The organism is Acetobacter nitrogenifigens DSM 23921 = NBRC 105050 (assembly GCF_000429165.1).
Classification (GTDB): Bacteria; Pseudomonadota; Alphaproteobacteria; order Acetobacterales; family Acetobacteraceae; genus Acetobacter; species Acetobacter nitrogenifigens.
This window is the reverse complement of sequence record NZ_AUBI01000016.1, coordinates 50477-76587: the sequence shown is the minus strand read 5'-3', so window position 1 is coordinate 76587 and position 26111 is coordinate 50477. Positions and strand designations below refer to the sequence as shown.

Genomic DNA, 26111 nt, shown 5'->3' with positions numbered 1-26111 from the left:
TCGCTCTTCATGTGACGCCGGCCGATGTCGGCGATCGCGCCGCCGTGGCACGTCTCGCCGCCGACATCCAGGACGCGACCGGCGACAACGTCACACTCGCCTATGTCGATCAGGGCTATACCGGCGCAGTCGCGGCCGACGCCGCTGCCGCCGAAGGCATTGCCCTGCATGTGGTCAAGCTGCCAGAAGCCAAGCGAGGCTTTGTCCTGCTGCCGCGTCGCTGGGTCGTGGAGCGATCCTTTGCCTGGGCCACGCGCTGTCGCAGGCTGGTCAAGGACTACGAAAGATACGCGGCCACGCTCGCAGGATTCCACGTCATCGCATTCGTCGGATACATGCTCAAACATTCCGCACAGATGATCCAATGTGCATAACACCCTCTAGGTGGCGGGTTAGCATTTGGACGTAGTCAGTCCATCCAGTGGCGTGTTTGCTCGTACATCGACAACTGAAGCAACGGATCGCTGACGATGCGGCGCGAAGTAATCTCGTTGCGGCTCAGGTCGCCCAACCTCCAGACACTCTTCGTCTGATACGTCAACGCGATGCAGCCTTCGCGCCAGTGCAATCGCAAGCCGTAAGGACATGCCCTTTTGATGAGGGGGACAGCCCCCGCCTGTCGAGTGGTTTAAACCGCTGTTTTGAGCGGCTCCTGCATAGCCGCAATGATGGGGATTGTTCCGTTGTCGTGTATCGCGCACACTGGATCCAATGAACGCGCCGATAGGTCCACGTCCCACGCTGGTTGCACCAGACCCTGACCGTATAAACTCGGTCGGATCTCACGATTCTTCGTCCCCGGCCCGCGCGGCGCTGGAAACAGCGTTGTCGCGTACCGGCCTAGCGGTTGAGCCTCGAGAGGAGTCCGCGCTGCTGCGCCGCATTGGTCGGGCCCTGGCGCCGGGTGCGCGCGAGATTCCCGACGATACGTTCATCGCCGCGCTATGCGCGGTACGTCGCAAGCGCTGGGCGTCCCGGATGATGGATCTGACCCGGCGCGAGGGGCGGATATGGATATCCCGCGAGGATATGGAGCAGGCGGCGGCGAGCGTCGACGATCCTGCGGCCAGCGATCCTATGCTGCTCAACGCTCTCGAGCCCGTTTTAGCCGCGCGCTATCGAGAACTCGGCGATACGCCGAAGGCGGCGTTGGCGGCGTTGCGGGCCGATATGCTGGACACCGGGCGGGTGCTCTCCAGCGCGCAGGTCGCTCGCGTCGCAGCCTCCATCGCGAGCGCTTTCGGCCTTGCAGATGGCGACCGTTTCGCTGGCGGGGCGCAGCGTGAAGATGAGGAACGTGCGGAAAACGAAGCGGCGATTGAGCGCGCCGCGCAGGCGCGTCGGCGCAGGGAGGAACTGCGCCTTGAAGAGTGGGAACAAAGCCTTGTGCCGTTCCGCGACGTACCACGCATTCTGCATTGCTCGCAGCGGGAGGCGCTGCGTTGGGTGGCGGAAAACCGTCTTCCGGTGGCCCGGCGCGTGCGGCAACCGGACGGATTCGAACTATGGGAATTTGATCCGGCCGAACTCGTCGCGCTTCGTGGCGACCTGCAGGAGTGGCGTCGTGGCGGGCAGGACGAAAGCGGAGTTCACAGGCGTGAAGGGGGGCGCGATGCGCGTGGCCGTCACGATACCGCGCTGCCGGAACCGCCTGCCGTTGGCAAACATGTGGCCAACGCGGTCATCGCCCGCGTAGCTGCGCTGGATCGATATGCCGCGCATTTTCGCACGGCCCGGGCGCTGGCGCGGCGGATCACTCTGGTCACCGGCCCGACGAACAGCGGCAAGTCGCATACCGCGCTCGACGCGCTCGCTCGCGCCGAGAGCGGGCTCGCGCTGGCGCCGCTGCGTCTTCTGGCGCACGAATTCCGCGAAGCGCTGGCGTCGCGCGGCGTGGAGGCCGCTTTGGCCACAGGCGAGGAGCGGATTGTCGCGCCGGGCAGTCGGCATCTGGCGGCGACTGTCGAGATGTGCCCGTTCTCCAACCCGGTGGACGTCGCAGTGATCGATGAGGCGCAGATGCTCTTCGACCCTGATCGCGGCGCGGCGTGGACGGCCGCGATTATGGGGGCCCCGGCAAGGCATCTGTTCGTTCTTGGCGCGCCAGATTGTATTCCAATGGTGCGACGGATTGCCGAGCTTTGTGGCGATCCGCTGGATGAGATCACTCTCCATCGCAAGAGTCCGTTACGCGCGGCGCCCTCAGGCGTGCGTCTTAACGATCTACGCACCGGGGACGCTTTGATCGCGTTCTCCCGTCGGGAAGTGCTCGACCTGCGCGCCGCGTTGATGGAGCGCGGGCGACGGGTGGCGGTCGTATACGGCGCGCTGAGTCCCGAGGTGCGTCGGGCCGAGGCGCAACGCTTCAATTCCGGCGCAGCGGATATCCTGATCGCCACCGACGCCATCGGCATGGGACTGAACCTGTCGATTAAACGCGTCGTCTTTGCGTCCTTGCGTAAGTTCGACGGACGCCAGACACGCGACCTGTCGGTGCAGGAGGTCAAGCAGATCGGCGGCCGCGCCGGACGGTATGGCAAGCACGAAGACGGCGTGGTCGCGGTTCTCGCCGACGCCGGCAGCCCGCGTTTCATCCGGGATCGTCTCGCGGCGGCGCCGGAACCGCCGGAGGAGTTGCGCCCGCTGGTGCAGCCGGATGCGGATATCGTTCGCGCGATCGCCGCCGAGATCGGATCGGACAGCCTTTACGGCGTGCTCGCCCGTATCAAGCGTGCGGTGCTGCGCGTTGACGATCCGAATTACCGTCTGGCCGACATGGAGCAGCCATTCGCCATCGCGTCCGCTCTGGAGGGGGTGGAAGGACTCGACCTGACACAGCGCTGGACCTACGCGATGTGCCCGGTCGACGATCGCGACAACGGGATTCGGCGTCTCGTAGGTTGGGCGGCGGAACATGCGTCGGGCCAAGCTGTTCCTCCACCGGGGACAGGTCGCCTGCCGCCGCCGGATCGTGCTGGCCGCGAGGAGCTTGAGCGCGCGGAGAAGCGGCATAAACGTCTGGTGGCTTGGCGCTGGCTGGCGCTGCGGTTTCCTGACAGCTACCCCAACCGGGAAGATGCGGAACGCGCGACCGCTGAGCTTAACGACTGGATTGAAAGCGTGTTGCGTCAACACAGCCGCGCCCGCACGCGTCGATGAAAGCTGCCTGAAAAGACGCTAGGTCGTGCGACCGTGACGCTTTTGATTGCGTCTGCCTCTGGAGATTGGTGGGACGTTTGGCTGCGTGTCGGCTTTGGAAGGATGTGTGTGCGCTCCTGAATGGTGACGCTGCTGCGGTGTTTTCAAATGCGTTTGCAAGGAAATGACGTTTATTCTGGCGTTTTGAAAAAAGTCTCCTGGTCGGTTCTGAAACATGGCGAAGGTGGATTTTTGCGCCTCGGCGTTGCCTGTGCCGCCGCGTGGGGTTTCCGCTGTCGTCGGTGAGGCAACGTGGCCGCGAGGCATAATCTCGTAGAGGGGGCAGTCGGACCTAATCGGATTCGGCAACTCTTCGGCGATAGGCAGCCGATCAATAAACTATCATGGTTCCGATGTCGGCTGAGTCCTGAAGCGTAACTCCATGTAGTGAAAGCACTGACTTGGGGAGGCGGGGTACGCTTGTGTCGCCTGATATGTGTCGTGAGGTCGCCAACATGCGCCAATTTCAGCGAAAAATTCGATGGACAGCCACATGATGGGGCCTGGGTAGAAATGGGAAGGCGAGGGCGTGGCGCGCATCGTCCTGCGTGCGCATGCCGCCCAGAGGCGCAGTGAAGGCAAAATAGGGAAACTTTGATTTTCCATTGTTGCTATTTATTGCGTTACTGCGCGGCTGTAATGAAGGGACCAGAAGAGAACAGGGCTGTTCCAGCCTTGCATGAAACCATGATCTCTTGTGCCTGAATTTTACCGAGCGGAGTGTCTCGCCATGAAGTCCAGCCTTTTTTCATTCCCAGCAGCCACCCTTGCTATCGGTCTGCTGGCTGGCAATCCAGCGTCTGCGCAGGTCGTCACCAACGCCACGCAGATTCAGTCCGGCGTTTATGATGTAGAGCCCGGTCATACGCAGGTCGGCTTCGAGGTGTTGCATTTCGGCTTCACTAATTATCTCGGCGTATTTTCGAACGTGTCCGGCACACTCAATCTGGATCCGAAGAATCCGTCCGCTTCGAAACTGTCCGTGACAATCCCGGTGGATTCCGTGCAGACCACCAGCGCGAAACTCAATGACGAACTCAAGGGCGATCAATGGTTTGACGCTGCGAAGTTCCCTAACGCCACGTTTGAGTCCACCTCTGTTCGGCTCAGTGGCAAGAATGACGCCGTTGTGACTGGCAACCTGACCCTGCACGGCGTGACGAAGCCCGAAACCCTGAAGGTTCACTTCATCGGGGCAGGCGTGAACGCGCTGGACAAGAAATACACGATCGGTTTTGAGGCTACAGGCGTCATCAAGCGCAGCGACTTTGGCGTGAAGATGTATGTGCCTTATGTATCCGACGACGTGCACCTGCGCATTGCAGGCGCCTTTGAACGTCAGGACTGATCTTCATGACTACGCCCGCGAGCGCAGTTGGCGGGACCACGCGGTACACCACGGTAGCGATCATCCTTCACTGGATGATTGCTCTGGGGATTCTGACGCTGATCGCGATGGGGCTGGTCATGGACCACCTCAATCTCGATACGATGCGCGTGTTCCAGCTCTATCAGCTGCATAAATCTATCGGCATTACCGTAATGCTTCTGATTGTTCTGCGCATTGGCTGGCGTTTCGGTCATCGGGCGCCAGCATTGCCAGAGAACATGCCGCCGCTTGAGAAAAAAGCCGCGCATCTCGGGCACGCCCTCCTTTACGGTTTGCAGGTGCTGTTGCCGCTGAGTGGCTGGGCGATGGTGTCCGTTTCCGTGCTTGGCATTCCAACCGTGCTGTTCGGGACAATCCCCTGGCCTGATCTGCCGGTTCTCTCGACTCTGTCGGACAAGGCTCCTGTCGAAGACGCCCTCAAGATTGTTCATCATTGGGCTTCATGGGGTCTTCTCGCATTGGTCGTCGTGCATGTGGCCGCAGCCCTGCGACATCATTTCGTTTTGCGCGATAACGTTCTTCGTCAGATGCTGCCAGTCTTCGGCGCATCTTATTCACTACGCCAAAAGGAAAAAGTCCGATGAGGACAGTTCATAAGTTTCTTCCCGTCGTCATTGCGGGCGCGCTTGCGCTCTCGGCCCCGGCGTTCGCTGCTGACTGGAGCGTCAAAGGCGGCGATGGTGCGCTCGGGTTTTCCGGCACGCAAACCGGCAAGGGATTTTCGGGGCGCTTTGGGAAATATGATGGATCGATCACGCTCGATCCGGCCCATCCGGAGTCAGGGCACGCGAAAATTACGGTGGACATGACGAGCGCCACGACAGGAGACAGTCAGCGAGATGGCGCGCTGCCTGGTCACGACTGGTTCGACGTCAAGACGTTCCCGACAGCGGTATTCGAAGTGAAGGACTTCAAGGCCAAAGGCGGCGACGCGTATGATGCGGAAGGCACGCTGACGATCAAAGGCGTGAGCAAAGCTGTCGTTCTGCCTCTCACCATCGACATTAACGGCTCCACTCTGCACGCCAAAGGGCACCTCCAACTTGTCCGTTCGGCGTTCAGCGTCGGGACTGGTCCGTGGACCTCGGGGCAGTGGGTGGCTCTTGAAGTGGGTGTGGACGTCGATGTCACGGCACATGGCGGCTGAAAGCGGAGCTTTCTCCCTGCATTCTTGGGGCGTGTGTAGCGGCGTGATCGCCACATAACCGATTTCCGAGGCGTGAGACGTATTCGCGCTTGCAACGCTAACGACGGCGGGCCAGCAACGCTGCCGACCTGCCGACCTGCCGACCTGCCGACCTGCAACGTCAGAAATCGATGCGGGCGCTGACTGTGGCGGTGCGTGGGGCGCCCGGAAAAAGCTGTAGCGAGCCCCGGCTGACCCAGTAGCGTTCGTTGCCGATGTTCTGGACGGAAGCCCTGAACGTCAGGCGGTGGTTCTGTACCCGCGTTATGTATTGCGCCCCGACATTGCCGATAATGTAAGATGGCATACGAAAGTTGTTATCGGGGTTGAGCCATGCCGCCGATACGTAATTCAGGCCGCCATTCACGCTCAACCCCTTCACCCAGCGCAGTGTATAAATCGCCGAGAAATTGGCTTCGAAGGGCGACGTGGATTCTGCCTGCTTGCCCTTGTAAGGCGTTCCAGCGCCGTATCGGGCGTCAAGATAGGTCAAACTCGCCGAGAGTTGCAGATCGCGTGTCGCCTCAATATTTACGGCGGCTTCAACGCCTTGATAGCGGACAAGTCCACCCTGTTGCTGGACATTATTCGAATCGACGTATGATGCGATTGTGTCCATGCGATATAGAGCGATCGTGCCGCTCCATCTGTTGCGTTGGAATTTGGCGCCGACTTCATACTGATCGCTGCGCATCGGGGCGAATACGGCGTATGCGTTTTTCGCCGTCGCAGCGGCCTGTGTGCCGGATTGCATGGCCTGGACCCAGCTGAAATACAGATTTATCCCTGCGTCCGGTTTATAGGATAGCGAGACGACAGGGGTGACAGGATTGTTCCGGCGCGCCGCGGTCTGGCGGCCGCTGCCGTCGGTCGCGTAGTCGTTTTCAATGTAGTCGGTGTAGCGTGCGCCCGCGAGCAGCGACCATTTTCCCCAGGTCACCGTGTCGCTCCAGAATGGGGAAACTTGCGTGTAGTCGACGTAACGATAGAGGCGGGGATTATAGGCGGTGCCATTGGTCGCGGTTGGCCGTGTCGTGTAGATGTTGCCGTATTGATTGGGCGGATAATAGGCGGCATTGGCGTCCGCATCGAAATCCTGCAGCAGCCATGTGATTCCCGCAACGACGTCGTGGCGCAGCGGCCCGGTTTTGAACGTTCCTTCGGTCGCTTCCTGAGCCTGATGATACGTGAAGACGCGTGTCATCTGGAATGGGCGGTTCAAATAATCTCCCTTGTTATCAAGGAAGGTGATCGCATTGGATGGAAATTTTTCGTCCAGATGCGTGTAGGCGTAGGTCAGGCGCGCGGTCCAGTTTGGCGCGAACCGCCAGTCAAACCCGGTGTTGAAATGTTTGAAGTCGTTCGTCTTCCATGAATCGGGAGCGCCCAGTTCAGCGCGGCCGCTGATCGGAGTCAGGTAATGCAGCGCACTGCTGACGGTCACGCCGTTGACCATGCCTTTTTGCAACGTATTGAGATAGAATGCGTCGCCATGCCAGTCGAGAGTATCCGTCAAACGAACCCTGATGCTTCCGGAAACAGACGTGCTACGAAGGAAACTTCCATTGTATTGGTTGCCGACTTCGTTGCCGATGGCCAATCGCGTCGTCACGCGCCCCGCGTGATCTAGCGGTCCGCCAGCGTCCAGACTCTGGCGGAAAACCGCATCAGAACGATATCCGGCTTCCAGTGAGAGCTTGGGCGTGTCTACTGGTTTCTTGAGTTGAAAATCCATGACGGCGCCAGGGGAGCCGAAACCATAGAGAAAGCCCGAAGCCCCTTTAAAAAGCTGAAACTGGCCGAAATTCGCCATGGGAAGATCGATAAACCAATAAGGAATGGCGAAGCCGTCGATCTTGTAACCGTTGGTCCAGTCGAGATTTAGGCCGCGCACGCGAAAACTTGCGCCCGAGGCGGTGGAGCCGCCGTTGGAGTTCTGCTGCACGCCAGGTTCGGCGCGAAAAACGTCCGCGATGTCGACAGCCTGAATCTGTTCAACTTTGGCTGCCGAGACGACGCTGAGAGAAAACGGCGTGTCGAATTCAGATCTGTTTCCCAACGCCCCCAACGGCGTGTGGGCGGCCAGATGAGGGCGACGCGCGTCCGCCTTGACTGTGATGCTCTCGCTCTTGTTCGCGTAGATTTTCGACGCCTCTTTATGTTTTCCCGATGTTGCGGCGTTATCGCCTGAATCAGGTTTGGGCGTAGCGGCATGACTGGCGGCGCTCAGAGAGAGCGCGACGACCATGGAGGCGGATTTGGATCGGTTTGAAAAAGTCATGAGAAAAGAGAGGCTATGGCGAGGAACGAAGCAGTCGCCGCTGACCGGGACGCCGCATATGTGGACGCTCGATTGAAGGCTGTCGTAGGCGCACTCATCGCAGCAGGAGACTGTATGGATGGTGGGTGTGTGCTCGTATAGGGATTGACCGGCGGCGTCATAGGAGTGGTCCGTAGCTGTGTTGAATCACCTCCAAAAATACATGTAAAATTAGTAATATCTATATATAACTATTATAAATAGTGTAAAATGCACGTATTTGGTTTGTTCATGTGTCAGACACATGCGCTGTGCGACATCTGCAATCTTTTGGGCATTGGGCGGGAACAACATCAATGACGACCTGCCTGAGCAACTCTCGCGTCGGGCCGCTCATGGCGATCTGTTGATCAAAGTAGGATACGAGCCGACCGCTTCTTCTACAGTTGGGCGACGCGGACATTTGTCATGCGGGCAGTACGGTATTGTTGAACGCGCAGGCCGGATCAGGCCTTACGCGGTGAGTGCCCAGAGAGAAGCAACGCCGCGTCCGTATTGAACCAGATAGGCGGTGTAGAAGAAAATTTTCTTGAGATGAGCGGGCGCTTTAAAATTTCTTCGAAAAATACAACTTTTCTAATTTTCGCAATGTTGGTGTGAAAACCGCTACTGCGCCGGATAAACGGACGGACATGGCCACACGCCACTCTGCTGGCGAAACATGTGTCTCGATCAGTGGAGTGACGCCACAGCATTGCCGCCGGAAGCGGTCAGTCCGGAGCCGTCAGGTCGAGAGCGCCTATACGCCCGTCCTCGGTTCCGTATCCCAAAACGCAACCGTCGCTGCTGAACGCCAGCGCCGAAACCGGCCCGCCCGCCGCAGCGCAAACCGGCAGCACCCGGTGAGAGGTGTAGTCGACCATCAACACAGCGCCGTCGGCGAAACCGGCCGCAACGATGTCCTGTGTCGGGTGCGTGGCGACCCGCGTGCAGTTGACGCCCGGGATGCCCGGCGTCTCCATCGGCGGCTTGCCGATCGGGCCGCCGCCAAAGAACGGCCACATCACGACGCAATCGGCGCCGCTCGTCGCCAGCCATTTCCCGTTGCGGGTGAACGCCATGGAGCCGATTTTCGAGGGATAGCCGCTCATCCGCATGTTGTGCCCGTCCGACAGGCGCCAGCCGTGCAATTCGTTTTCCTGCATGGCGGTGACGACGGCCTCGCCCGCCGGATGAATCGCGACACCCAGATGGCTGCCCTTCCACTCCAGCAGGCGCGGTTTGCTGTCTTTCGACTGCACGAACCACAGCGACAGGCCGTTGTAATGCGACGCCGCCAGGCGCTTGCCCTTACCGTCGAAGGCGAGTCCCGACACCGTGGAGGCATGCTCGAACGTCCGCAGCGGTTCGGAGCCGCCTCCGGCCCAAAGTTGCGCCTCCTTGCCGGATGCGAAGGCGATTAGCGCGGTCTTCCCCTGACTGAACGTCGTCACATGCTCGATCCAGCGTTTCGAGCGGGCGACCTCCTCCACCGTTCTGGTGGAAGAGGTGCGCTTCAGACGACAGTCCTCGCCGCCCGTCAAAAACGCATCACCGCTGACATCGGGGGCGATCGCGAGAGCGGGGCCGTCATGGACCTGCGAAACCACCCACGCATCGGGAGTTTTCAGTTCGGCACGCGGAGCGAGGATCACGTCGCCTTCTCCTGTCGAGAAGGCGAGGAGACTGTTGTCGCGGGAAGCGCAGCACCCGGTGATATGGGCGTCGAAGCGCCGTTCGGCGCCGCGCGAGTCCACGAGGCCGGGAAAGTTGGGGGGCGAAATCGTGCTGCTCATTCCGGTCTTTCCGGCTCCGTCAGAAGATAATGGGAGATCCGCGATGCAGGGCGGGGTGTCTGGTGTGGGGTGCGTCGACAGGCGGCTGGTAAGTGAGGGGGGCTGTCATGGTCCACGCCGCTTGCTCGCACTGCCTGCTCGAGCGATCAGGCAGTGCGTAAAAACGGATCGACTCAGGCCAGGCAGCTTTCGAAACCGCGCCGCAGACGCGGACGATTGAGGTTGCGTCCGATCAGCACCAGCCGGGATTCGCGTTTCTCGCCCGCTCTCCACGGACCGATGAAGTCGCCATCCGCCATCATATGCACCGCCTGAAACGCGAAACGTTCGTCCCGGCCCTTGAATTCCAGTATGCCCTTGGCGCGGAGAATATCCGCTCCCTGTTCCTGCAGAAGAGCGCCGATCCACGCCTGAAAACGCGGCTCGTCCGCTGGACCGGGGAGCGTGAAGGACATGCTGGTCACGTTCTCCTCATGCGAATGTTCGGAGTTTTCGAGGAAATCGGGGTGAGCAGCCAGCGCGCGCTGCAGGTCGAAACCGCCCTGATCCAGAACGTCGGTCAACGCCACGGCGCCGCGCGTTGCGTGATGGATGCGCACGAAAGCGTTGATCGTGCGGATGCGCGCCTCGATCTCCGCGATCTTCGCGGCGTCGACCAGATCGACCTTGTTCAGGATGATGACGTCGGCGAAGGCGATCTGGTTGGTCGCCTCAGGGCTCTCTTCCAGCGTCTGCAACACGTTGTAGGCGTCCACGACTGTCACGACCGCGTCCAGCCGGGTCTTCGCGCGCACGTCCGCGTCCACGAAGAAGGTCTGCGCAACCGGAGCAGGGTCGGCGAGGCCTGTCGTCTCGACGATGATCCCGTCGAATTTCTGGCGGCGCTTCATCAGGCTGCCGAGGATGCGGATCAGGTCTCCGCGAACGGTGCAGCAGATGCACCCGTTGTTCATCTCGAACACTTCCTCGTCGGCGTCGACGACGAGGTCGTTGTCCACGCCGAGTTCGCCGAACTCGTTGATGATGACGGCGTAGTTGCGGCCGTGCTGTGCGGTCAGAATGTGGTTGAGCAGCGTCGTCTTTCCCGCCCCGAGAAAGCCGGTCAGCACGGTCACGGGCGCAAGCGCGCCGGAGGAGGATGTCGCGTTTGCGGGCGTTGCGGTTGCGTCTTGCGTCGCGGACATGGTCGTCGTCTCCGTCACTCTCTTCGCCCGGAAGGTCGCCGTCAGGCGTCGGGTCGCGGAAGAGATATAGGCGCGGCCTTACCGTCAGACTAGCGCCCCTGGACGAAATCGGCCGGTCCGTATCCGCGGATGGCCGTCAGAACATGTCGCGCAGGACGCCGGGCAGGAAGATCGTGAAAGGACTGACGGAGAACGCGGGGTCGTCGAGTTTGCCGTTCACCGCGAATTTGACGGCGAGAAGACCGCCGTCTTTCTCGGGAGAAAACAGCTTGCCGACGCCGGGCAGCTTGCCGGGCAGCGCATTGACGGCGAACGCGGGCACGATGGTTCCAGCCAGATCCATCGTGCCGTGATCGAGGTCGATCGGCCCCTCGATCGTGGCGCCCAGCGCGCCGTTGCCCGCGCGTCCGTCCTCGATATGCAGCACGCCGTCGGCGAATGAGACCGGCATGCTGAACCGGTCGACTTCGAATTCCCCGTTTTTCCGGGCGTTGAGCCAGCCATAGATTGACAGGCTCCGCGCCATAAGCAGTGCGTCCGGCGCCTTCGTGATCACGAACGGAGAGATGCTTAGCCGTCCGTGGAACGGGGCGTTCTCGCGGGAATCGTCGAAATGCCCTTCCAGCCGCGCATTTCCGCCGGACATCGTGTTGATTACGCCTGTGCGGGCGGCGAGCGTGCCGAAATTGGTGATATCGGCGGTCAGACGCCGCGTCGCGCCGACGGGCTCCATAACGGCGGTGGCTGCGGAGGGAGACGCCATTGAGAACCGCAGGCGCTGCAGCCGGACGCCATTGTGTTCGATATGCGCGGAGACGCCGCCGAGCGCTCCTGTCTTGCTGTAATAGAGCGTGTCCGCGTCGACATCGATGAACCAGGGACGGCCCGGCGGGCCGTCCACCTTGCCGCTGGCGGCCTGTGGGACATGGTAGGTCGTCGGCTTCTTCGCGGGCTTCTTCTCGTCGGGCCCCTGCACCAGAGGCGTGAGGTCGAGCGTCGACGCCTTTACATGAACGGAGATCGGCTGCGTCGCCGTCATGGGGGCGGTGAAACTGGCCGATCCGTTGGAGCGGCCCACATGGAATTCCGGCACGATCAGCTCTGGCGGCGCTCCGTCATGGAGCCTCGCTTCTCCGTTTAATGCCAGATCGGGGCCGGTGGCGCGTATGTCGGTCACCGTCGATAGCGAGCCATGGTCGATTGTCAGTTGCACGCTCGCATTGGCCGGAACGTTCGCGGGCTTGCTCCACATGGGGATGTGAACCGCCGCCCGCGTCAGGTCGAGGTTCAGGCCCAGCGTCGCCGTTCCGTCGCTCATGGATGCATATTTCGCATTCATGTCGGCGGCGCCGTCGAAGCGTCCGTCCACGGGAATTCCGGCCAGGACGGCGTTCTCCGGCGTCATGTGCATTTGCGCGTCGATCTTGTTGACGACGTGACGCGGCGGCGAGGCGTTGAAATCGACGCTGCCCTGAACGTCCGTGGGAATATGTGCGAACAGGCCGGAGCCGGTCAGCGTCAGCCCTTTCATCGTGACGTTCATGGCGATGGTGGCGTCGTCCATGTCGCGCCCGATCGCTGCATCGCCCAGATGGACGCGGGTGAGTTGCGCATGGCCGTCAAGCGTCATGTCGTCGGTCGAGATGTGTGATTCCAGAGGCAGTTCGAGCTTGCTGTGGGCGACCGCCCAGCCGCTCGGATGCGTAAACGGCAGCGGGTGCTTTGACAGGATATGCAAGCGCGGCTCGCTCAGCACCGCGATGTGATCCCGCAGATCCCCCTCAAGCGTGATGTCGAGAAGGCCGGTCTGGTCCTTCTTGTCCAGATCGCGAATTTCCATGCTGCCCGCCCCGAGCGCGAGCTTGCCAGTCCCGTTCGAATCCACGCGTCGGCCTGCACGCTCGACAAGCTGATAGCCATGGTCAAAGCGGATCATGATCGTCTTTGGATCGACGAAACTGAGATGCGCGTCGACGCCGTGCAGGGGCGCGATGGGGCGAAGCCAGTGAACGTCCAGTCCCTGTCCGTCCAATCCGCCGCTTATTCGTGACATGACGGGCTTGCGCCCGTCCGGGCCGGGTACAAGGCTGACGGAGACATGTGTATTGCGCAACATGCCAGCCGTGACGTTCTGGGTGACCCATTTCCGGGCGCCTTTGCCAGCAAGGGCGGGCCAGTAGTGAGCGACGTACATGAAGGGAACGTCAGTCAGCGCCGCCGACAGATCGCCAGAAAAAGCTCCAGAGTTGTGTATGTCGGCCCATGACAGCGCGCCGCTTGCAGTCGCCGTCAGGCCGGGATCGTCCTGCTGAACAGCCGAAGTTGTCGTCCCGGTTTCCGGGGCGTCAGCGGTCTGCGCGCCCTTGGCCTGAGTCGCAACCGTCGACACGGCCGTGCCCTGCGTGCTGCTTGCGCTGGCGCCGTTGACGTCAACTTTCGGGCTTTTGTCTTGCGGGCTGCCGAAAGAAGGACTCCTTGCGCGTTGAGTGTCGGCCGCCCCTGCGAGCGTGGTGTCGACCGCTTGCTTCGGGCTTCCGGTCGTTCGATCTGCAGGCGCACTCTTTGTCGGAGATTCCGTCGGGGGAGCCGCCGGGGAATCAGCCGGAGGAGACGGCGGCGGGCGCAGATGGGCGAGAAGCTCCGTTACATCCAGACGTGCAGGCATAGCCTCCCGCCTGAGCAAATGCGTCCGAGGTTCGGGAAATTCGAGGCGCAGGCGTGCTTGCGCGTCCTGGGTGAACAGGGTCGATCCGGCAGCGTCGAGCTCGCCTTCACCGCCCGTCACCGTCACGGTTGCATCGCGCGGCGTGACCATGCCGAGCCAGCGCCCGGCGTGGAGCGTGACGTCGGCCGTCAGGCCAAGCGGCAGTTTGATAGCCGCGAGGGCAGGAACGACTGGCGCCAGTCCGGCGGGCGTCGTTGGCGCGACGGCGACATGCCATGCGAGCAGGTCGCCTGGCGCGCGTTCGCCATGCGCGGTCAGATTGACCAGGAAGGGCGCGGGGATCGCGTTGCCGGAACCGTCTGGCCGCGCTGCGACACCGATGGTCAGAGAGCCGACCAGCCCACGCCGCCAACGCACTAGGACCGGGGTCAACGTAGCGTCGACCGGGTCTACGATCCAGCGAGCGTGAAGCGCACGGTCGTTCACCTCTAGATGCGCGTCTGACAGCGCAAGGTGATGCAGATGATTCAATTCGACCTGCAGGCCACCGCCGTGCCGGCCCGAGCCGTTGTCGCCATAATCCAGATCGACGTCGCCGCCCTCGTCACGTCGGAGCGCCAGTCTGGCGCCGCCGACCTGAAGATTGGTGATCGCGATGCGGCCGCGAAGCAACGGGAAAGCGTCGAGCGCCACGGCGCCCTCCCGGATGCGGTCCACCGTGTTTCCACGGGCGTCGAGGATCGTCACGTCGTGCAGCCGCAGAAGGACGGGCGAGCCGAAACCGTCCCGCAGCCCCATCCACTGCAACTCGGCGTGACCGATGGCGAGGCGCCCGCGCGGTGGCGCGCCCGCTGCCCCCCTGGCGATGACGATCGGCATGAAGGGGCGCGCCAGCGGCGTTACGTTCAGCGGCCGGAACATCATTGTGGTGAGGAGGGCCGCGAGCCCCAGAGCCGGAAGCACAACCAGAAGCATCGTCAGCACGCCGCAGCAGCGCAGGCAGCACATGACGCGCGACCGGCGTTTGCCGACGCCGGGAGGGGACGTCGTCGACGAGGCTTGACCAGAAGCGCTCACGCCCGCATCCCTGCCGGTCTCACTGATCCATAAAGCGCATGCCTGGAAACACTCCCCTTACCCCGCGCAGCGGACCTCCCCGGTCTTCCGCTCGCGCCCGCCGCGCGTCGGATCACGCTCCCGCGCCCCATGCCGGACGCGACGAGCTTCTGGACCATCAACGCGATGCGCCGCACGCGGTTGGCCAGCGCAGCGTCGCGGGCGTCGACTGGCCCGCCGGACGCTGGGCGCTGCCAGTTGATGAGGCGGCGGCGGCGCGTTTCGCGGTCGATATTCGGGAATTGTGGCTGGAGGAAGGATTGCCGCCGGAAATGCTGGCGTCGCCGGGGGCGTTGTCCCTGCTCGCGTGCGTCGGCGGCTCCAGCCCTTATCTCGCCGATCTTGCGCTCAGAAACCCGGTCGATTTCGCGCGTCTGCTGGAAAACGGACCGGATCGATTCGTCGAAGAGGCGCTGGAAGCCCTGTCGGCGTTGTCCTGCACGACGCCGCGAGAGGACCTTGCGCACGCCCTGCGTGTCGCCAAGGGGCGCGTCGCCCTTGGCGCGGCGTTGGCCGACATCGGCGGTTTCTGGTCGCTGGAATCGGTCACGCTGTCGTTGAGCCGGTTGGCCGAAGCTGCGCTCGACGCGTCCGTCAATCATCTGCTTCGCGCCGCGCATGAGGCAGGACGGCTGTCGCTGAAGAACCCCGATCAGCCTGCGCGAGGCAGCGGCTATGTCGTGCTGGCGATGGGAAAGCTGGGCGCGCGGGAACTGAACTTCTCCTCGGACATAGATCTCGTGGCGCTCTTCGACGCCGATCTCCACGCCGATCCGGACACTGCGCGCCAGACGTTCATCCGTATCACTAGCGACCTTGTCCGCCTCATGGAAGCGCGGGACGCGGATGGATACGTGTTTCGCACCGATCTGCGCCTGCGCCCGGATCCGTCGGCGACGCCGCTCGCCGTGTCGCTGCCGGCCGCCATCGCCTATTACGAAAGCCTCGGTCAGACATGGGAGCGCGCGGCGATGACCAAGGCGCGGCCCGTAGCGGGAAACATCCCGCTGGGGCGCGACTTTCTGCGCGCCATCCACCCTTTCGTGTGGCGACGGAATCTCGACTTCGCGTTGATCGACGACATTCACGACATGAAGTCGCGGATCGACCGCCACCGAAAACCCGGGCGCGCGGGGCTGGCGCGATTGCCGGACGCGACGCTGACGGACCCTGAGGCCGGGGCGCAATGGCTGCTGGGTCATAACGTCAAGCTTGGCGAGGGCGGCATACGAGAGATCGAATTCGTCACGCAGGCGATGCAGCTTGTCTGGGGCGGCAAGACGCCGGGCCTGCGGGAGCGCCGCACTGTGCAGGCCTTGCGAGGGTTGACGCGTTCCGGGCATCTCCCGGCGGAAGAGGCGGCGACGCTGTCACGGGCATACCGTCTGCTTCGGGAGGTCGAGCATCGCATCCAGATGCGCGCCGACCAGCAGACGCACGACATCCCCGCGAGCCGGGAAGGGTTCGAGGCGCTTGCCATCTTCTTGGGCTACGCCAGCGGCGGCGATCTGGCTCTGGATCTGTTGCCCCAGATGCGCGCGGCGCGCAGGATTTTCGAGCGCCACTTCACGACGCCCACGCGTGGGCCACGCGCCAGCGCCTCCCTGTCCGACCTGTCCGCGGAAGATTTGCCGGAGCGCCTCGCCGCGGCAGGGTTTCCCGAGGCCGACTGCGAGACGGCGGCGGCGCTGCTGCGCCACTGGGTGGGCAACAGCCGCCGTGCGTTACAGTCGGAGCGCGCCCACAGTCTCCTGCGCGGGTTGGCCCCGGCGCTGCTGAACAGCTTCATCGCGCGGCGCAATCCGCTCGCCTGCCTCAGGCATTTCGACACGCTGCTCTCGCGGCAACGGGCGGGCGTGCAGCTTCTGTCGCTGCTCGAGCGCAATCCGGCGTTGATCGCACGCATCGCCGCGATTTTCGACGCTTCTCCGTTTCTGGCGGACCATCTGGCGGACACGCCGTCCGCGCTGGAGGGGCTTTTGGAGCCGGAAGACATGTCGGGCGGCGACGCGGCGGCTTCCGCCCGCATCCGCTCGCTTGCCAACGAGCGACCTCCTCTGGATCTGCTGATCGGACGTTTGCGGCCGGTGGTGCGGGCGGAAGAGTTCCGTCTGTCCGTGGCGCGGCTGGAGGGTAGGCTCGACGAAGATCGTACGGCGCGGGATCGCACGGCGATGGCCGATGCGGTGATCGCCGTGCTGCTGGACGCCGTGCTCCGCGAACATCGCCTGCGTCATGGCCGCGTTCCCGGCGGCGCCGCTGCACTGGTCGCCCTGGGCAAGGCGGGGTCGCGGGAGATGATGTCGGGATCTGATCTCGACCTGATGCTGGTCTTCGACCATCCCGAAGAGTCGGCGCACAGCGTCGTCGCGGCGGGAAAGACCGGGCGGGCGGTCACGGCGTCGCAATATTATCTCCGCCTCGCGCACAGCTTCGTCGGCGCGTTGACGGCCCCGGATGCGGAGGGGCCGCTCTACGCGGTGGATATGCGTCTGAGGCCATCCGGCGCGGCGGGGCCGGTAGCGGTCTCGCTGACCGCGTTCCGCCGTTACCACGAGGACTCGGCGTGGACTTGGGAACGTATGGCGTTGACGCGGGCGCGCGTCGTCGCTGTGGCGGGCGAGGACGGCGCTCGCGCGATGCTGCGCAGGAACATACAGGGTGCGTTCGCCGTAGCTCTTGGGCGTAGCGGCGCTGGCAGAAACGACGTTCTGGCCGACGCAGCCGCAATGCGCGCCCGTCTGGAGCGGGATCGCCCGTCGTCCGGGCCGTGCGACGTGAAGCTGCGGGCCGGAGGGTTGATGGAGGTGGATTTCATCGCGCAGGCCCTTCAACTCCTGGCGGACTCGGCAGAGGCGCGCTCACCCGTGACCGCGACGGCGCTTCAGCGACTGGGCCGTACGGGGATGCTTGGTCGGGGGGACGCGCGCTTTCTCGTCTCCGCCGATCAGTTCTGGCGGGCGCTACAGGGTGTGCTGAGGCTGTTATGCGGGCCGAAACCGCCGCCGGGCGCTCTGGAGTCGTTGCCGCCGGCGACGCTACAGGCGTTGTTGCGCGCGATGGGCGAAAGCGACGTCGCGGGTCTTGCTGAGCGCATGGAAGACGTCGCGACGGCGGTGCGCGCGGCTTTCGTGCGCCTGATCGGGCCGGTGGGAGAAATGTGACGTCGCAGGTTCGGCATTGTCGTTGCGCGCTCCTGGAGAGTGATGCAGGCTCCGGGCCATGACGACCGAACCGATTGCAGTGGGCGATGAGGCCCCTGACTTCTCCCTCTCCGCGAGCGCCGGGCGAACCGTGTCCAGCGCTGCGTTGGCCGGAAAGCCCTATTTGCTGTATTTTTATCCGAAGGCGGACACTCCGGGCTGCACCACGCAAGCCTGCGATATTCAGGAGGCGTTGCCTGCATTGGGCAAGCTGGACCTGACCGTCATCGGCGTCAGCCCGGACCCTGTTTCGAAAATCGATAAATTCGCAGAGAAATTCGGGCTTGAGTTTCCGCTCGCCAGCGACCCGGAACATCAGCTTGCGGACCAGTATGGAACATGGGTCGAGAAATCGATGTATGGCCGCACTTACTGGGGCATGGAGCGCAGTTCGTTTCTCGTCGGGGCCGACGGACGGATCAAGGCGATATGGCGCAAGGTGAAGCCCGCTGAACATGTGGCTCTGGTCAAGGAAGCCGCCGCCGGTCTGTGACGGTCGCGGCGACGGTGATCTTCGGGCCTTCGGCCCCATGCCATTATTTGTCGCAAATGCGGTCAAGAATTCGCCATGAACGGGGTGTCTATTTGGATTCTAGGGTGAGGCGCCTGGCGCTTCGCCTCTGTTCAGGAGATTACGATATGCGCAAGTCGCTTCGTTTGTTCGTGGCCGTTCCGGCGTTGCTTGGCGTCCTCGCCGGTTCGACGCTTCCGCTGGCTTCGGCTGACGCCCACCCGGGCTGGGGCGGTGGACCGCGTTGGGGTGGACCCGGTTGGGGTGGCGGTCCGCGGTGGGGCGGTGGGCCGCGTCCCTATTACCGTCATGGTTGGGGACCGGGCGCCGTTGTTGGCGGCGTGCTCGGCGGCCTTGCGGTCGGCGCGGTTCTGGGTAGCGCCGTTGCGGCTCCGCCGCCGGTAGCCTATGCGCCGCCCCCGCCGCGCGTTGTCTATGCGCCGCCCCCGCCGGTGGCCTACGTGCCGGTCGCGCCGGCTTACACTGCATACCCGAGCTATCCGGGCTGGTGAGGTCCCGTCGCCACGCCTTGCAACCGCCGGGCGTGGCTTTGACGGCGCTTCCCGCTTGCGGGGGCGGCTCGTTGGCGCCAGAAACGCGTCCATCGTGACAGCCGCCCCCGATACGAACTCAGATGCGGAAACTGTGCGACGACGCGCCTTGCCCGTGGTCGCCGAAGATTTCGCCGGAATGCGTTCTCAGGCTTTCGGGCTGGCTGAACGCCTTGGTTTCCCGGCGAAATTGACGCCGATCAGACCGGCCGGACTGATGCGTGTGCTGCCGGCCCGGATGTGGCCAAACCCCCTCGCCGCCGTGGAGGCCGGGGAGTTTGCTGCCCACAGTTCTGACTCCTCGATTATTGGCCCTGTTCTGACTGTGGCGGGAAAGGGGGCGGCCATTGGCGCTGCGTTGCGCCGCAAGGGCTATACTGTCGTACAGATCCAGCATCCGCGCATGAAACTGGATCGGTTCGATCTGGTGGTGGCCAACGTTCATGATGAAATAGAAGGGCCGAACGTGCTCTTGGGCCGAACGGCGTTGCACGGACTGACCCCGGTGAGGCTGGAACAGGCGCGCGCCGATTGGAGCGCCAGGCTTGTGCGCTGCGGTCAGCCGCTTCTCGCGGCGCTGGTCGGCGGCGCCAACGGCCGCTTCCGTTTCGGACGCGCTGAGGCGGAGCAGTTGGGCGCGTTGCTGGCGAGGGCGGCGCGCGCTTCGGGCGCCCATCTCTTCATCACCACCTCCCGCCGGACGGGCGCAGAGGGCGTGGCGGCGTTGCGCGAGGCCGCGGCTTCCGTCGGCGGGACTCTCTGGAGTGAGGGAACGGACAACCCCTATCTCGGGCTTGTGGCCTGCGCGGATTTTCTTGTGGTCACAACGGACAGTATTTCAATGATGTCGGAAGCGGCCGCAAGTTCCGTCCCGCTCTACATCCATGGCTTGCCCGGGTCTTCCCGCAGGATCGGCATCTTTGTCGAGACGTTGCTGAAATGCGGGCGCGCGCGTCGGTTCGAGGGAGATGTCGAGCGCTGGCCGGTCGAACCTTTGGACGACGCGCCTGCAATCGCCCGGGAAATTCGTGCGCGCCTGGGTTTGCCAACGCCCGAAAATGCCTGACTGGCGCGCCGTCGGAACATCGTTCCTGCAGGCGACGCGCAGTGAAAAGGCGTTTCAGCGTTTTTCCATGTCCTGAATGCCCTCTTTACGCGCGTCGGCGTTTCTGGCCGCGAGCCATTCATCGCGCCAGATTTCAAGCTTATCCCGCGCAACGGCTATCGTCGCAGCCCAGTCGCCGGGGCGTGGCTGGCGGATCAACGTCATCGACGGATACCAAGGCGTGTCCGCCCGTTCTTCCAGCCAACGCCAGCATCCGTCGAAGCGCGACAGCGTCCAGACCGGCGCGCCCAATCCGCCCGCCAGATGCACGATCGAGGTATCGACTGCGATCAGCAGATCGACAGCCAGCAACCGCGCCGCGGTGTCCGCGAAATCCGACACGCCCTGCATCACGTCTATAATGGGCAATTTCGAATCATGCACTTCCTGCCGCGCCGCGCCAAATTGAAAGGATACGAAACGGACGCCGGGCAACGAGGCGAGGGGAGCCAGCTCTGCGACCTGCATCGAACGTCGTCGGTCGATGAGGTTGGCGCTGATCTGGAATGGACGCGGCGCCCCGGACCAGACGAGGCCGACGACGGGCTCTGGCCGATCCAGCTCAGCCGGGAAGAGAGCCCGGACCGCGCTCGCCCCCTCGTCGGCGAGGGCGGGCGCGACGGTCAGATACGGCGCAGCAGGCACGGAGCGCAGCGTCACGCCCAGACGGTAAGGCAGACTTGCCAAAGGACAGTGAAACGCGAACGCGTCGTGGGGCGGCGGGTCTGAGATAACCGCCCGGACGCCGTCAACAGCGCCAATCAGGCGCGCCAGCGACGGCGGTGCGAGCACCGTGACCTGCGCCCCGCGCGCGGCCAGTTCCGGAGCAAAACGGATGAACTGGAGACTGTCGCCGAAACCCTGTTCCGTGAACAGCAAAAGGCTCCGCCCGGCAAGGCTTTCACCCTGCCACGGCAGTCCGGGCAAGTTCGCTGGCATGGTCTGGCAGTCTTTCCACCGCCATTCATATTCCTGCCAGCCGTCTTCGTACGCTCCGGTTTTTAACAGTGCGCAGGCGCGTGAAAAACGGGACTGGGCGAACTCCGGACGGACTTGCAGGACTCTGTCGAATTCGACGACGGCTTCGTGAGAACGATTTAAATTCAGCAGAATATGTCCTCTGTTATGTCGGGCGCGATAATTGTCAGGGTCGATGCCGACTGCGTGGTCTATCGCGTCGAGCGCCTCGTGAAACCTGCCCATGTTCGCAAGGGAGACGCTGTGGTCGAGGTGAAGATCCGAAGACGCAGGATGGGACGCCTGCGCACGCTCAAGCAACGCGCACCCTTCCTCCACGAATCCCGCTTCGTTCAGAAGACGGCCAAGGCGATGACAGATGACGCCATCGTCAGGGACGATCGCCAGTCCGCGACGATAGAAAACCGCGGCCTGAGCGGGCTCGTGAATGTTCTCGAAGGTCAGGCCGAGAACAGTGTAGGTTGCCGCCGTTTGCGGCATGTCGGCGACGGCGGCGTCGAGTTCCGTCTGAGCCTCCGTGATTTGCCCGACTTTTCGCAGGCAGCGGGCGTAGATCAGCCGAATGGCGAAGACCGGACGTAACCGGGCCGCGCGTTTGAGCGGTGCGACAGCCCGCGAGGCGCGGCCGAGCGCAAGCTCCACGCGGGCTAGGAGCATCAGGCTGGTGATATTTCGCGCGTTTATGCCGATTGAGCGGAGGGCGTTGCGACGTGCAGCGGGCAGATCGCCCGCGCGCTCGTAATCCACGGCGCGGGATATCCACTGGTCTGTCGGAATGTTCGGGATGTCGGCAGCGTCGCTCGTTGCGCGCGCGACGTGGTGAAAGACAGCGTTCATCTGACCGGCTCCCGGTGGAGCGGGGCAGTATGTGGCGGGAAGTCTTAAAGTTTGCTTTCGGGGGTGGCGGAATGTCGGCTGTCAAAGGTGGTGTTAAAAATGCGGAAGCAGTTCCTTGTTGCATTAGGAAATGGAGGAATTCCTAATGCAACAAGGAACCTGCAGTCAGAAGCGGCATTAGATTGATCCAACGTATTGTCGTGGTCCTTGGGTTGCAGGCGTAGCACCCACTATCATAAGCGCCAAATGACACGCTCAGCCCATCATGTGTAAACACCCATTTCTTCGGTTCGGTCACGGTGTCTAAAACACTCCGTTTTTCTTCGTCATCTCTCGGCTTCCAACCGGTTTCAAGCAGGGCGTTCAAGAATAGGCGCTGTAATTTTTCCTTCCATCCAGTGGCGAAAACGTCCGACGGGACCAATTCCCTCGAACCTTGATCCAAAACACGGTTATCACCTCCAGTCTCAAGAAAACCGTGCGGCGCGCCATTGCAGTATGTATAATCTGACCATGCTACACTTATGACGTGAGCACTCACATAACTGACATCGTAACGAATATATTCATCGCCCTTCTGGCTATCGCAATAACTATATGCTTTTAGTTGTATTTTTTTTGTAAATATTGTTCCATGCGACCTCTTTTGTCGACCGTGGTTCGTCAATTTGAGGGCGGGAGAGGTGTTGAACATAGAACCCTATAGAATTACGCGATGTCTGCGTAATTCTATAGGGTTCTGCAGCAAATGAATCTATTTGAATAAACACGAAAGGTCCAACCTTTCTTGTGACTGCATCCAGGTCCTGCAACCGCTGTTGATATAGCGATTTTATACACTTTGCCGAATCTGCGGCAGAGTCACTTGTCGAGCGGAACGTGATCGGACAAACGGTTTCTATGTAGCGTAGCCAGTTTTGTTCGGATTTCTTTAGTAAGCCCTGACCGTAAGGACTCAGACTTTTCAGCTTGTGCTTGTAAGCGTGAGCAAGGCGCTCATCGAGCGCGGATAATTCCCGGTCCTGGCAGATAAGCTTCTCTTTTGGCGCCATAACTGAAGCGCAGTTGAAGCTTGCAGCTGACACCTGCTGAGGTAGCGTAATCGCTCCCAATGTGGCCAGCCATATGATGCGCATTACCGGAAGCCTTTTCGGCATGGAGGTGCAGGGGGAGACTCAAAAGCCCCCTTTTTTCCAATTTGTGACATGGAGCGTCGTCGTGCGCCATCAGGGCTGCTTTCTGGCGCCGCGCACAATTACCTGGATGTTTGCTTTGAAGCACGGAAGCGGTCGCATTTACATACCTTACGCAATTGCTTGGACCAATCATCATAGGTTATTTAGCGAATCCAGCCCGAACGGAAACTCGTCTCAAGTTTTTTTGGGGGTGCGTCCGACTTTCTTCGGCGCAGCGACACGCGGAGCGCGCTTCGCGAGCGGCCGGTTGGCCGGTGGGGCGCTTAAGGGGGCTTCTGCCACTTTTCGTCTGACGCGCGCAGGGGCGGGGGCTTCCTCTGCTGCGGGGTTTTTTCCGGTGAGTTTCTCAATGATGGCCTCGTACTGAGCGAGGTAACCTTGCATCGATAACGTTCGCTCGGCTTCGGCGCGAGCCGCACCGCGAAGCGTTTTAGCGAGACGTTTGTTTTCGAGAATCTCAACGACGCTCGTTGCGATCGCGTCGGGATCCGTGAACGTGGTGAGCAACGCGGTTTTGCGCTCTTGAAGAAACTCTTCGACCGGGGCCGTGGCGCTTCCCACGATGGCGCAACCGGACGCCATCGCCTCGCGCAGCGACCATGAGGCGACGAAGGGGTAGGTCAGATACACATGTGCATCCGATCGTTGCAGAAGGCGTCGGAAGTCGTCGTAACTGACCTTCCCCACGAAATGGACGCGATCGAGCGGAATGCGCCCTTGCAATTCTGACAGCATACGCTCGCGCCATGTGCCGTGGGGCAGGCGCGCGCCGTAACTCACGCCGTCGCCGCCCACCAGAACGACGCGGGCGCGCGGACATTCATGGAGAATGCGCGGCAATGAACGCATGAAGACATGGAAGCCGCGGTAGGGCTCCAGATCTCGCGCAACGTAAGTGATCAACTGCTCTTTCGGAGAAAATGAAAGACCCTTGATCGTAAATTCTTTTTTTGCCGCCAGTGGGTCCGGGCGGCATTGGTCCAGATTGACGCCTTCGCGCAACAAGAAGATGCGGGAACGGGCCCATTCAGGGTAGGTTGAATGCTGGAACGCCGTTGGCGTCTGCCCCCACCCCTGACTGTTCAGCGCCTGTAGATTTATCGCGTTCTTTGCGCGAATTTTTGCGGGCATGTCCGGAGTTAAAGGAAATTCCGGGTCGAAACCGACATCGAATTTATCGGTGTGATAAAAGAACTCGAAATAGCCCAATACGGGCGTCCCTGGGAAAACGTCGCTCATGTTGAGCAACTCGCCCCATCCGTGATGGCCGATGATGATGTCGGGAGCGAAACCCAAATCACGTAAGGTCTGGGCTGCTTTTGCGACTGCTTCCGCACGGGTCAGACCCGCGTCGAATTCGCGCGCTCCCGGATGGGTCTCGCCGGATGGAGTGCGGGGCATTCGATAGATCACCCGGCGTACGCCGCCGATGACGTTTTCATTTCCCTCGCTGATGAAAACGACTTCGTGCTTTCCAGAACGCACGAGGTGACGGACAAGATGCAGAAACTGCCCTGGAAAATTTTGGTGTACAAAAAGGAATTTCAAATCGAAGGTCCAGTTCTCGCAAGCCGCCAGCAGGTCCGTTCGCGTGGATCACGCCCCCTGTGGCGGTCATGGCCGCCACAGGCCACGCTCGTCACGCCGCTACGGAGCGCCGCGTCGTGGGACTGTTCCCGACGTGCGCCAGCAGCGTCATGCTCAGCGTCGTGGCTTGCGTCCACGTGGCGCAGGCGTTGTGGGCTGTGTCGGGGAGGACTTTTTGGTTGTTTTAACGGCGGCGACCGCTTTGACGGGCGCGGTTCTGGGTTGCTTCGGCGTGAGCATGGGGGCGACCGCAGTTGTAGTGGCTATCGCTTTCTTTTTCGCACTGCTCGGCGCTGCTGTGCGTGTTGCCGGGGCGGCCACGGCGCGTGCGGGTTTGGCTGTGCCGCCCTGCGGGCGTCCGGGACGTTGACGCGTCTGGGCTCGGCTGGGGACGCTTGCCGCAGCTTCCAGCAGCGCCAGGTCTTCTTCGAGTTCGTCTTCAAGTTCGTCGATAATTTCGACATCGTCCTGATCATCGCGCGGGGCGATGACGATCCGGAAAGCTTCAAGCGGCGCGAGGCTTTCCGCTTCAGCGGCGTTGGCGCCGTCGATCGGGCCGATCCTGGTGCCGTCGGTAAAGCTGGCTTCAAGAAGGCAGGAGTAAGTTTCCGCCGCCTTGCCCTTGAGTCTGACTTTCAGCCCCAGAATCGGCAGGGCCATTCCCCGGCTACCACAGTATTGACCGCCCTGCGCCCAGGGGGAGAGCCAACCTTTGCCGAGAACGGCCTGATATTCGATGTCTGCGGGAGTAATCGTATGGTCCGGGGAAATGCCGAAACCTTCGATCCAGGAACGGCTGCCGGGCTTGCCCATCCACTCGCCAAGTCGCGCGCTGACGTCGCCGCGTCGCTGGATATGTGCGGCCACTTCAGGGGTCTGGCCTTTGAGCGCTGGCGTCGTCTGGACCGGCGTCGGCGCGGCTATGGAGGACGCATGCGGCTGAACGGCTTCCACACGCGCCGCTACGGGCGCAGCGGCTGCGCTTGCGTCGCTGAGGCGCAGCACCTGAAGGCGCGGCGCTTCGTGAACCGTGTTTTGATCCTGATAGATGGTGACAAGAATCTGCGCCGGTCCACGGCTCACGCGCACCAACGCGCCGTTATTGATCCCGCCGAGCCAGCCGGTCGAATCGAACGTGGCGATGGCGACGTCGTCGTTCGCCAGCGGGCCGACAGTCAGACGCACGCCAGGCAAGCCGCTGACGCCGGGAGGCTGCTGCGCCGGGGCGTGAAATACGCAGAACAATCCCTGGTCCAAAGTCATGAGATGTCCCGACACCTTAAGGTCGGTGATACGGTTTTGCGGTGGT

General features: G+C 62.2%; 18 protein-coding genes. 9 read left to right on the top strand and 9 right to left on the bottom strand.

The annotated features are described in order from the left end of the window. Nucleotides 1-374: IS5/IS1182 family transposase (locus G442_RS0115410; RefSeq protein ID WP_026398706.1), on the top strand; the 374-nt coding region annotated here is incomplete at its 5' end. A 35-nt stretch (nucleotides 375-409) separates the two neighbouring features. Here the strand turns inward: G442_RS0115410 and G442_RS26465 are convergent. Then, nucleotides 410-541: a hypothetical protein gene (locus G442_RS26465; protein WP_264800777.1), complete on the bottom strand. Its 132-nt coding sequence runs from the start codon at nucleotides 539-541 to the stop codon at nucleotides 410-412. A 170-nt stretch (nucleotides 542-711) separates the two neighbouring features. On the opposite strand from G442_RS26465, the gene G442_RS0115405 reads away from it, so the two are divergent. From G442_RS0115405 to G442_RS0115385, 4 genes are all read left to right on the top strand, one after another. Continuing rightward, the gene (locus G442_RS0115405; protein ID WP_084440645.1) at nucleotides 712-3159 is read left to right on the top strand and encodes a helicase-related protein; all 2448 of its coding nucleotides are present in this window, start codon (nucleotides 712-714) and stop codon (nucleotides 3157-3159) included. Between the two features lie 769 nt (nucleotides 3160-3928). Further along, nucleotides 3929-4546: a YceI family protein gene (locus tag G442_RS0115395; RefSeq protein ID WP_026398704.1), complete on the top strand. Its 618-nt coding sequence runs from the start codon at nucleotides 3929-3931 to the stop codon at nucleotides 4544-4546. A 5-nt stretch (nucleotides 4547-4551) separates the two neighbouring features. Next, nucleotides 4552-5172, top strand: coding sequence for a cytochrome b (locus G442_RS22705; RefSeq protein WP_051292398.1), 621 nt, complete (start codon nucleotides 4552-4554; stop codon nucleotides 5170-5172). Further along, the gene (locus G442_RS0115385) at nucleotides 5169-5735 is read left to right on the top strand and encodes a YceI family protein (RefSeq protein ID WP_026398703.1); all 567 of its coding nucleotides are present in this window, start codon (nucleotides 5169-5171) and stop codon (nucleotides 5733-5735) included. Before G442_RS22705 ends, G442_RS0115385 begins: the two co-directional genes overlap by 4 nt. A 160-nt stretch (nucleotides 5736-5895) precedes the next feature. On the opposite strand, the gene G442_RS0115380 is transcribed toward G442_RS0115385, so the two are convergent. The 4 genes from G442_RS0115380 to G442_RS24045 form a co-directional block, all read right to left on the bottom strand. Continuing rightward, complete coding sequence (locus G442_RS0115380; protein ID WP_026398702.1) at nucleotides 5896-8055, bottom strand: TonB-dependent siderophore receptor; 2160 nt, start codon at nucleotides 8053-8055, stop codon at nucleotides 5896-5898. 749 nt (nucleotides 8056-8804) lie between these two features. Beyond that, nucleotides 8805-9869, bottom strand: a complete 1065-nt coding sequence (locus G442_RS0115375; RefSeq protein WP_026398701.1) for a WD40 repeat domain-containing protein — start codon at nucleotides 9867-9869, stop codon at nucleotides 8805-8807. Between the two features lie 173 nt (nucleotides 9870-10042). Then, complete coding sequence (locus G442_RS0115370; protein WP_026398700.1) at nucleotides 10043-11053, bottom strand: CobW family GTP-binding protein; 1011 nt, start codon at nucleotides 11051-11053, stop codon at nucleotides 10043-10045. Between the two features lie 136 nt (nucleotides 11054-11189). Beyond that, on the bottom strand, nucleotides 11190-14795 hold the full coding sequence (locus tag G442_RS24045) for an AsmA-like C-terminal region-containing protein (protein WP_146882558.1): 3606 nt from the start codon (nucleotides 14793-14795) through the stop codon (nucleotides 11190-11192). Nucleotides 14796-14833: 38 nt separating this feature from the next. Between G442_RS24045 and G442_RS0115360 the strand changes: the two genes are divergently transcribed. The 4 genes from G442_RS0115360 (at nucleotide 14834) to G442_RS0115345 (ending at nucleotide 20165) form a co-directional block, all read left to right on the top strand. Continuing rightward, complete coding sequence (locus G442_RS0115360; protein ID WP_146882556.1) at nucleotides 14834-17998, top strand: bifunctional [glutamine synthetase] adenylyltransferase/[glutamine synthetase]-adenylyl-L-tyrosine phosphorylase; 3165 nt, start codon at nucleotides 14834-14836, stop codon at nucleotides 17996-17998. A gap of 58 nt (nucleotides 17999-18056) precedes the next feature. Then, nucleotides 18057-18530 carry a thioredoxin-dependent thiol peroxidase gene (gene bcp, locus G442_RS0115355; protein ID WP_026398697.1) on the top strand — a complete coding sequence of 158 codons (474 nt, stop codon included), beginning with the start codon at nucleotides 18057-18059 and terminating at the stop codon, nucleotides 18528-18530. 146 nt (nucleotides 18531-18676) lie between these two features. Continuing rightward, nucleotides 18677-19060, top strand: coding sequence for a hypothetical protein (locus G442_RS0115350; RefSeq protein WP_026398696.1), 384 nt, complete (start codon nucleotides 18677-18679; stop codon nucleotides 19058-19060). A gap of 94 nt (nucleotides 19061-19154) precedes the next feature. Next, nucleotides 19155-20165: a mitochondrial fission ELM1 family protein gene (locus G442_RS0115345; protein WP_051292403.1), complete on the top strand. Its 1011-nt coding sequence runs from the start codon at nucleotides 19155-19157 to the stop codon at nucleotides 20163-20165. A gap of 54 nt (nucleotides 20166-20219) precedes the next feature. Here G442_RS0115345 and G442_RS22695 read toward each other — a convergent pair whose 3' ends face one another. From G442_RS22695 to G442_RS0115325, 4 genes are all read right to left on the bottom strand, one after another. Further along, on the bottom strand, nucleotides 20220-22019 hold the full coding sequence (locus G442_RS22695; protein WP_051292397.1) for a tetratricopeptide repeat protein: 1800 nt from the start codon (nucleotides 22017-22019) through the stop codon (nucleotides 20220-20222). A 593-nt stretch (nucleotides 22020-22612) separates the two neighbouring features. Next, on the bottom strand, nucleotides 22613-23155 hold the full coding sequence (locus G442_RS22690; protein ID WP_161628379.1) for a lysozyme inhibitor LprI family protein: 543 nt from the start codon (nucleotides 23153-23155) through the stop codon (nucleotides 22613-22615). Between the two features lie 234 nt (nucleotides 23156-23389). Continuing rightward, nucleotides 23390-24763 (bottom strand): glycosyltransferase family 4 protein, encoded by a 1374-nt coding sequence (locus G442_RS0115330; RefSeq protein ID WP_026398694.1) that lies wholly within the window; start codon nucleotides 24761-24763, stop codon nucleotides 23390-23392. 153 nt (nucleotides 24764-24916) lie between these two features. Then, nucleotides 24917-26065, bottom strand: a complete 1149-nt coding sequence (locus tag G442_RS0115325) for a hypothetical protein (protein ID WP_246789484.1) — start codon at nucleotides 26063-26065, stop codon at nucleotides 24917-24919. Nucleotides 26066-26111: the final 46 nt, after the last annotated feature.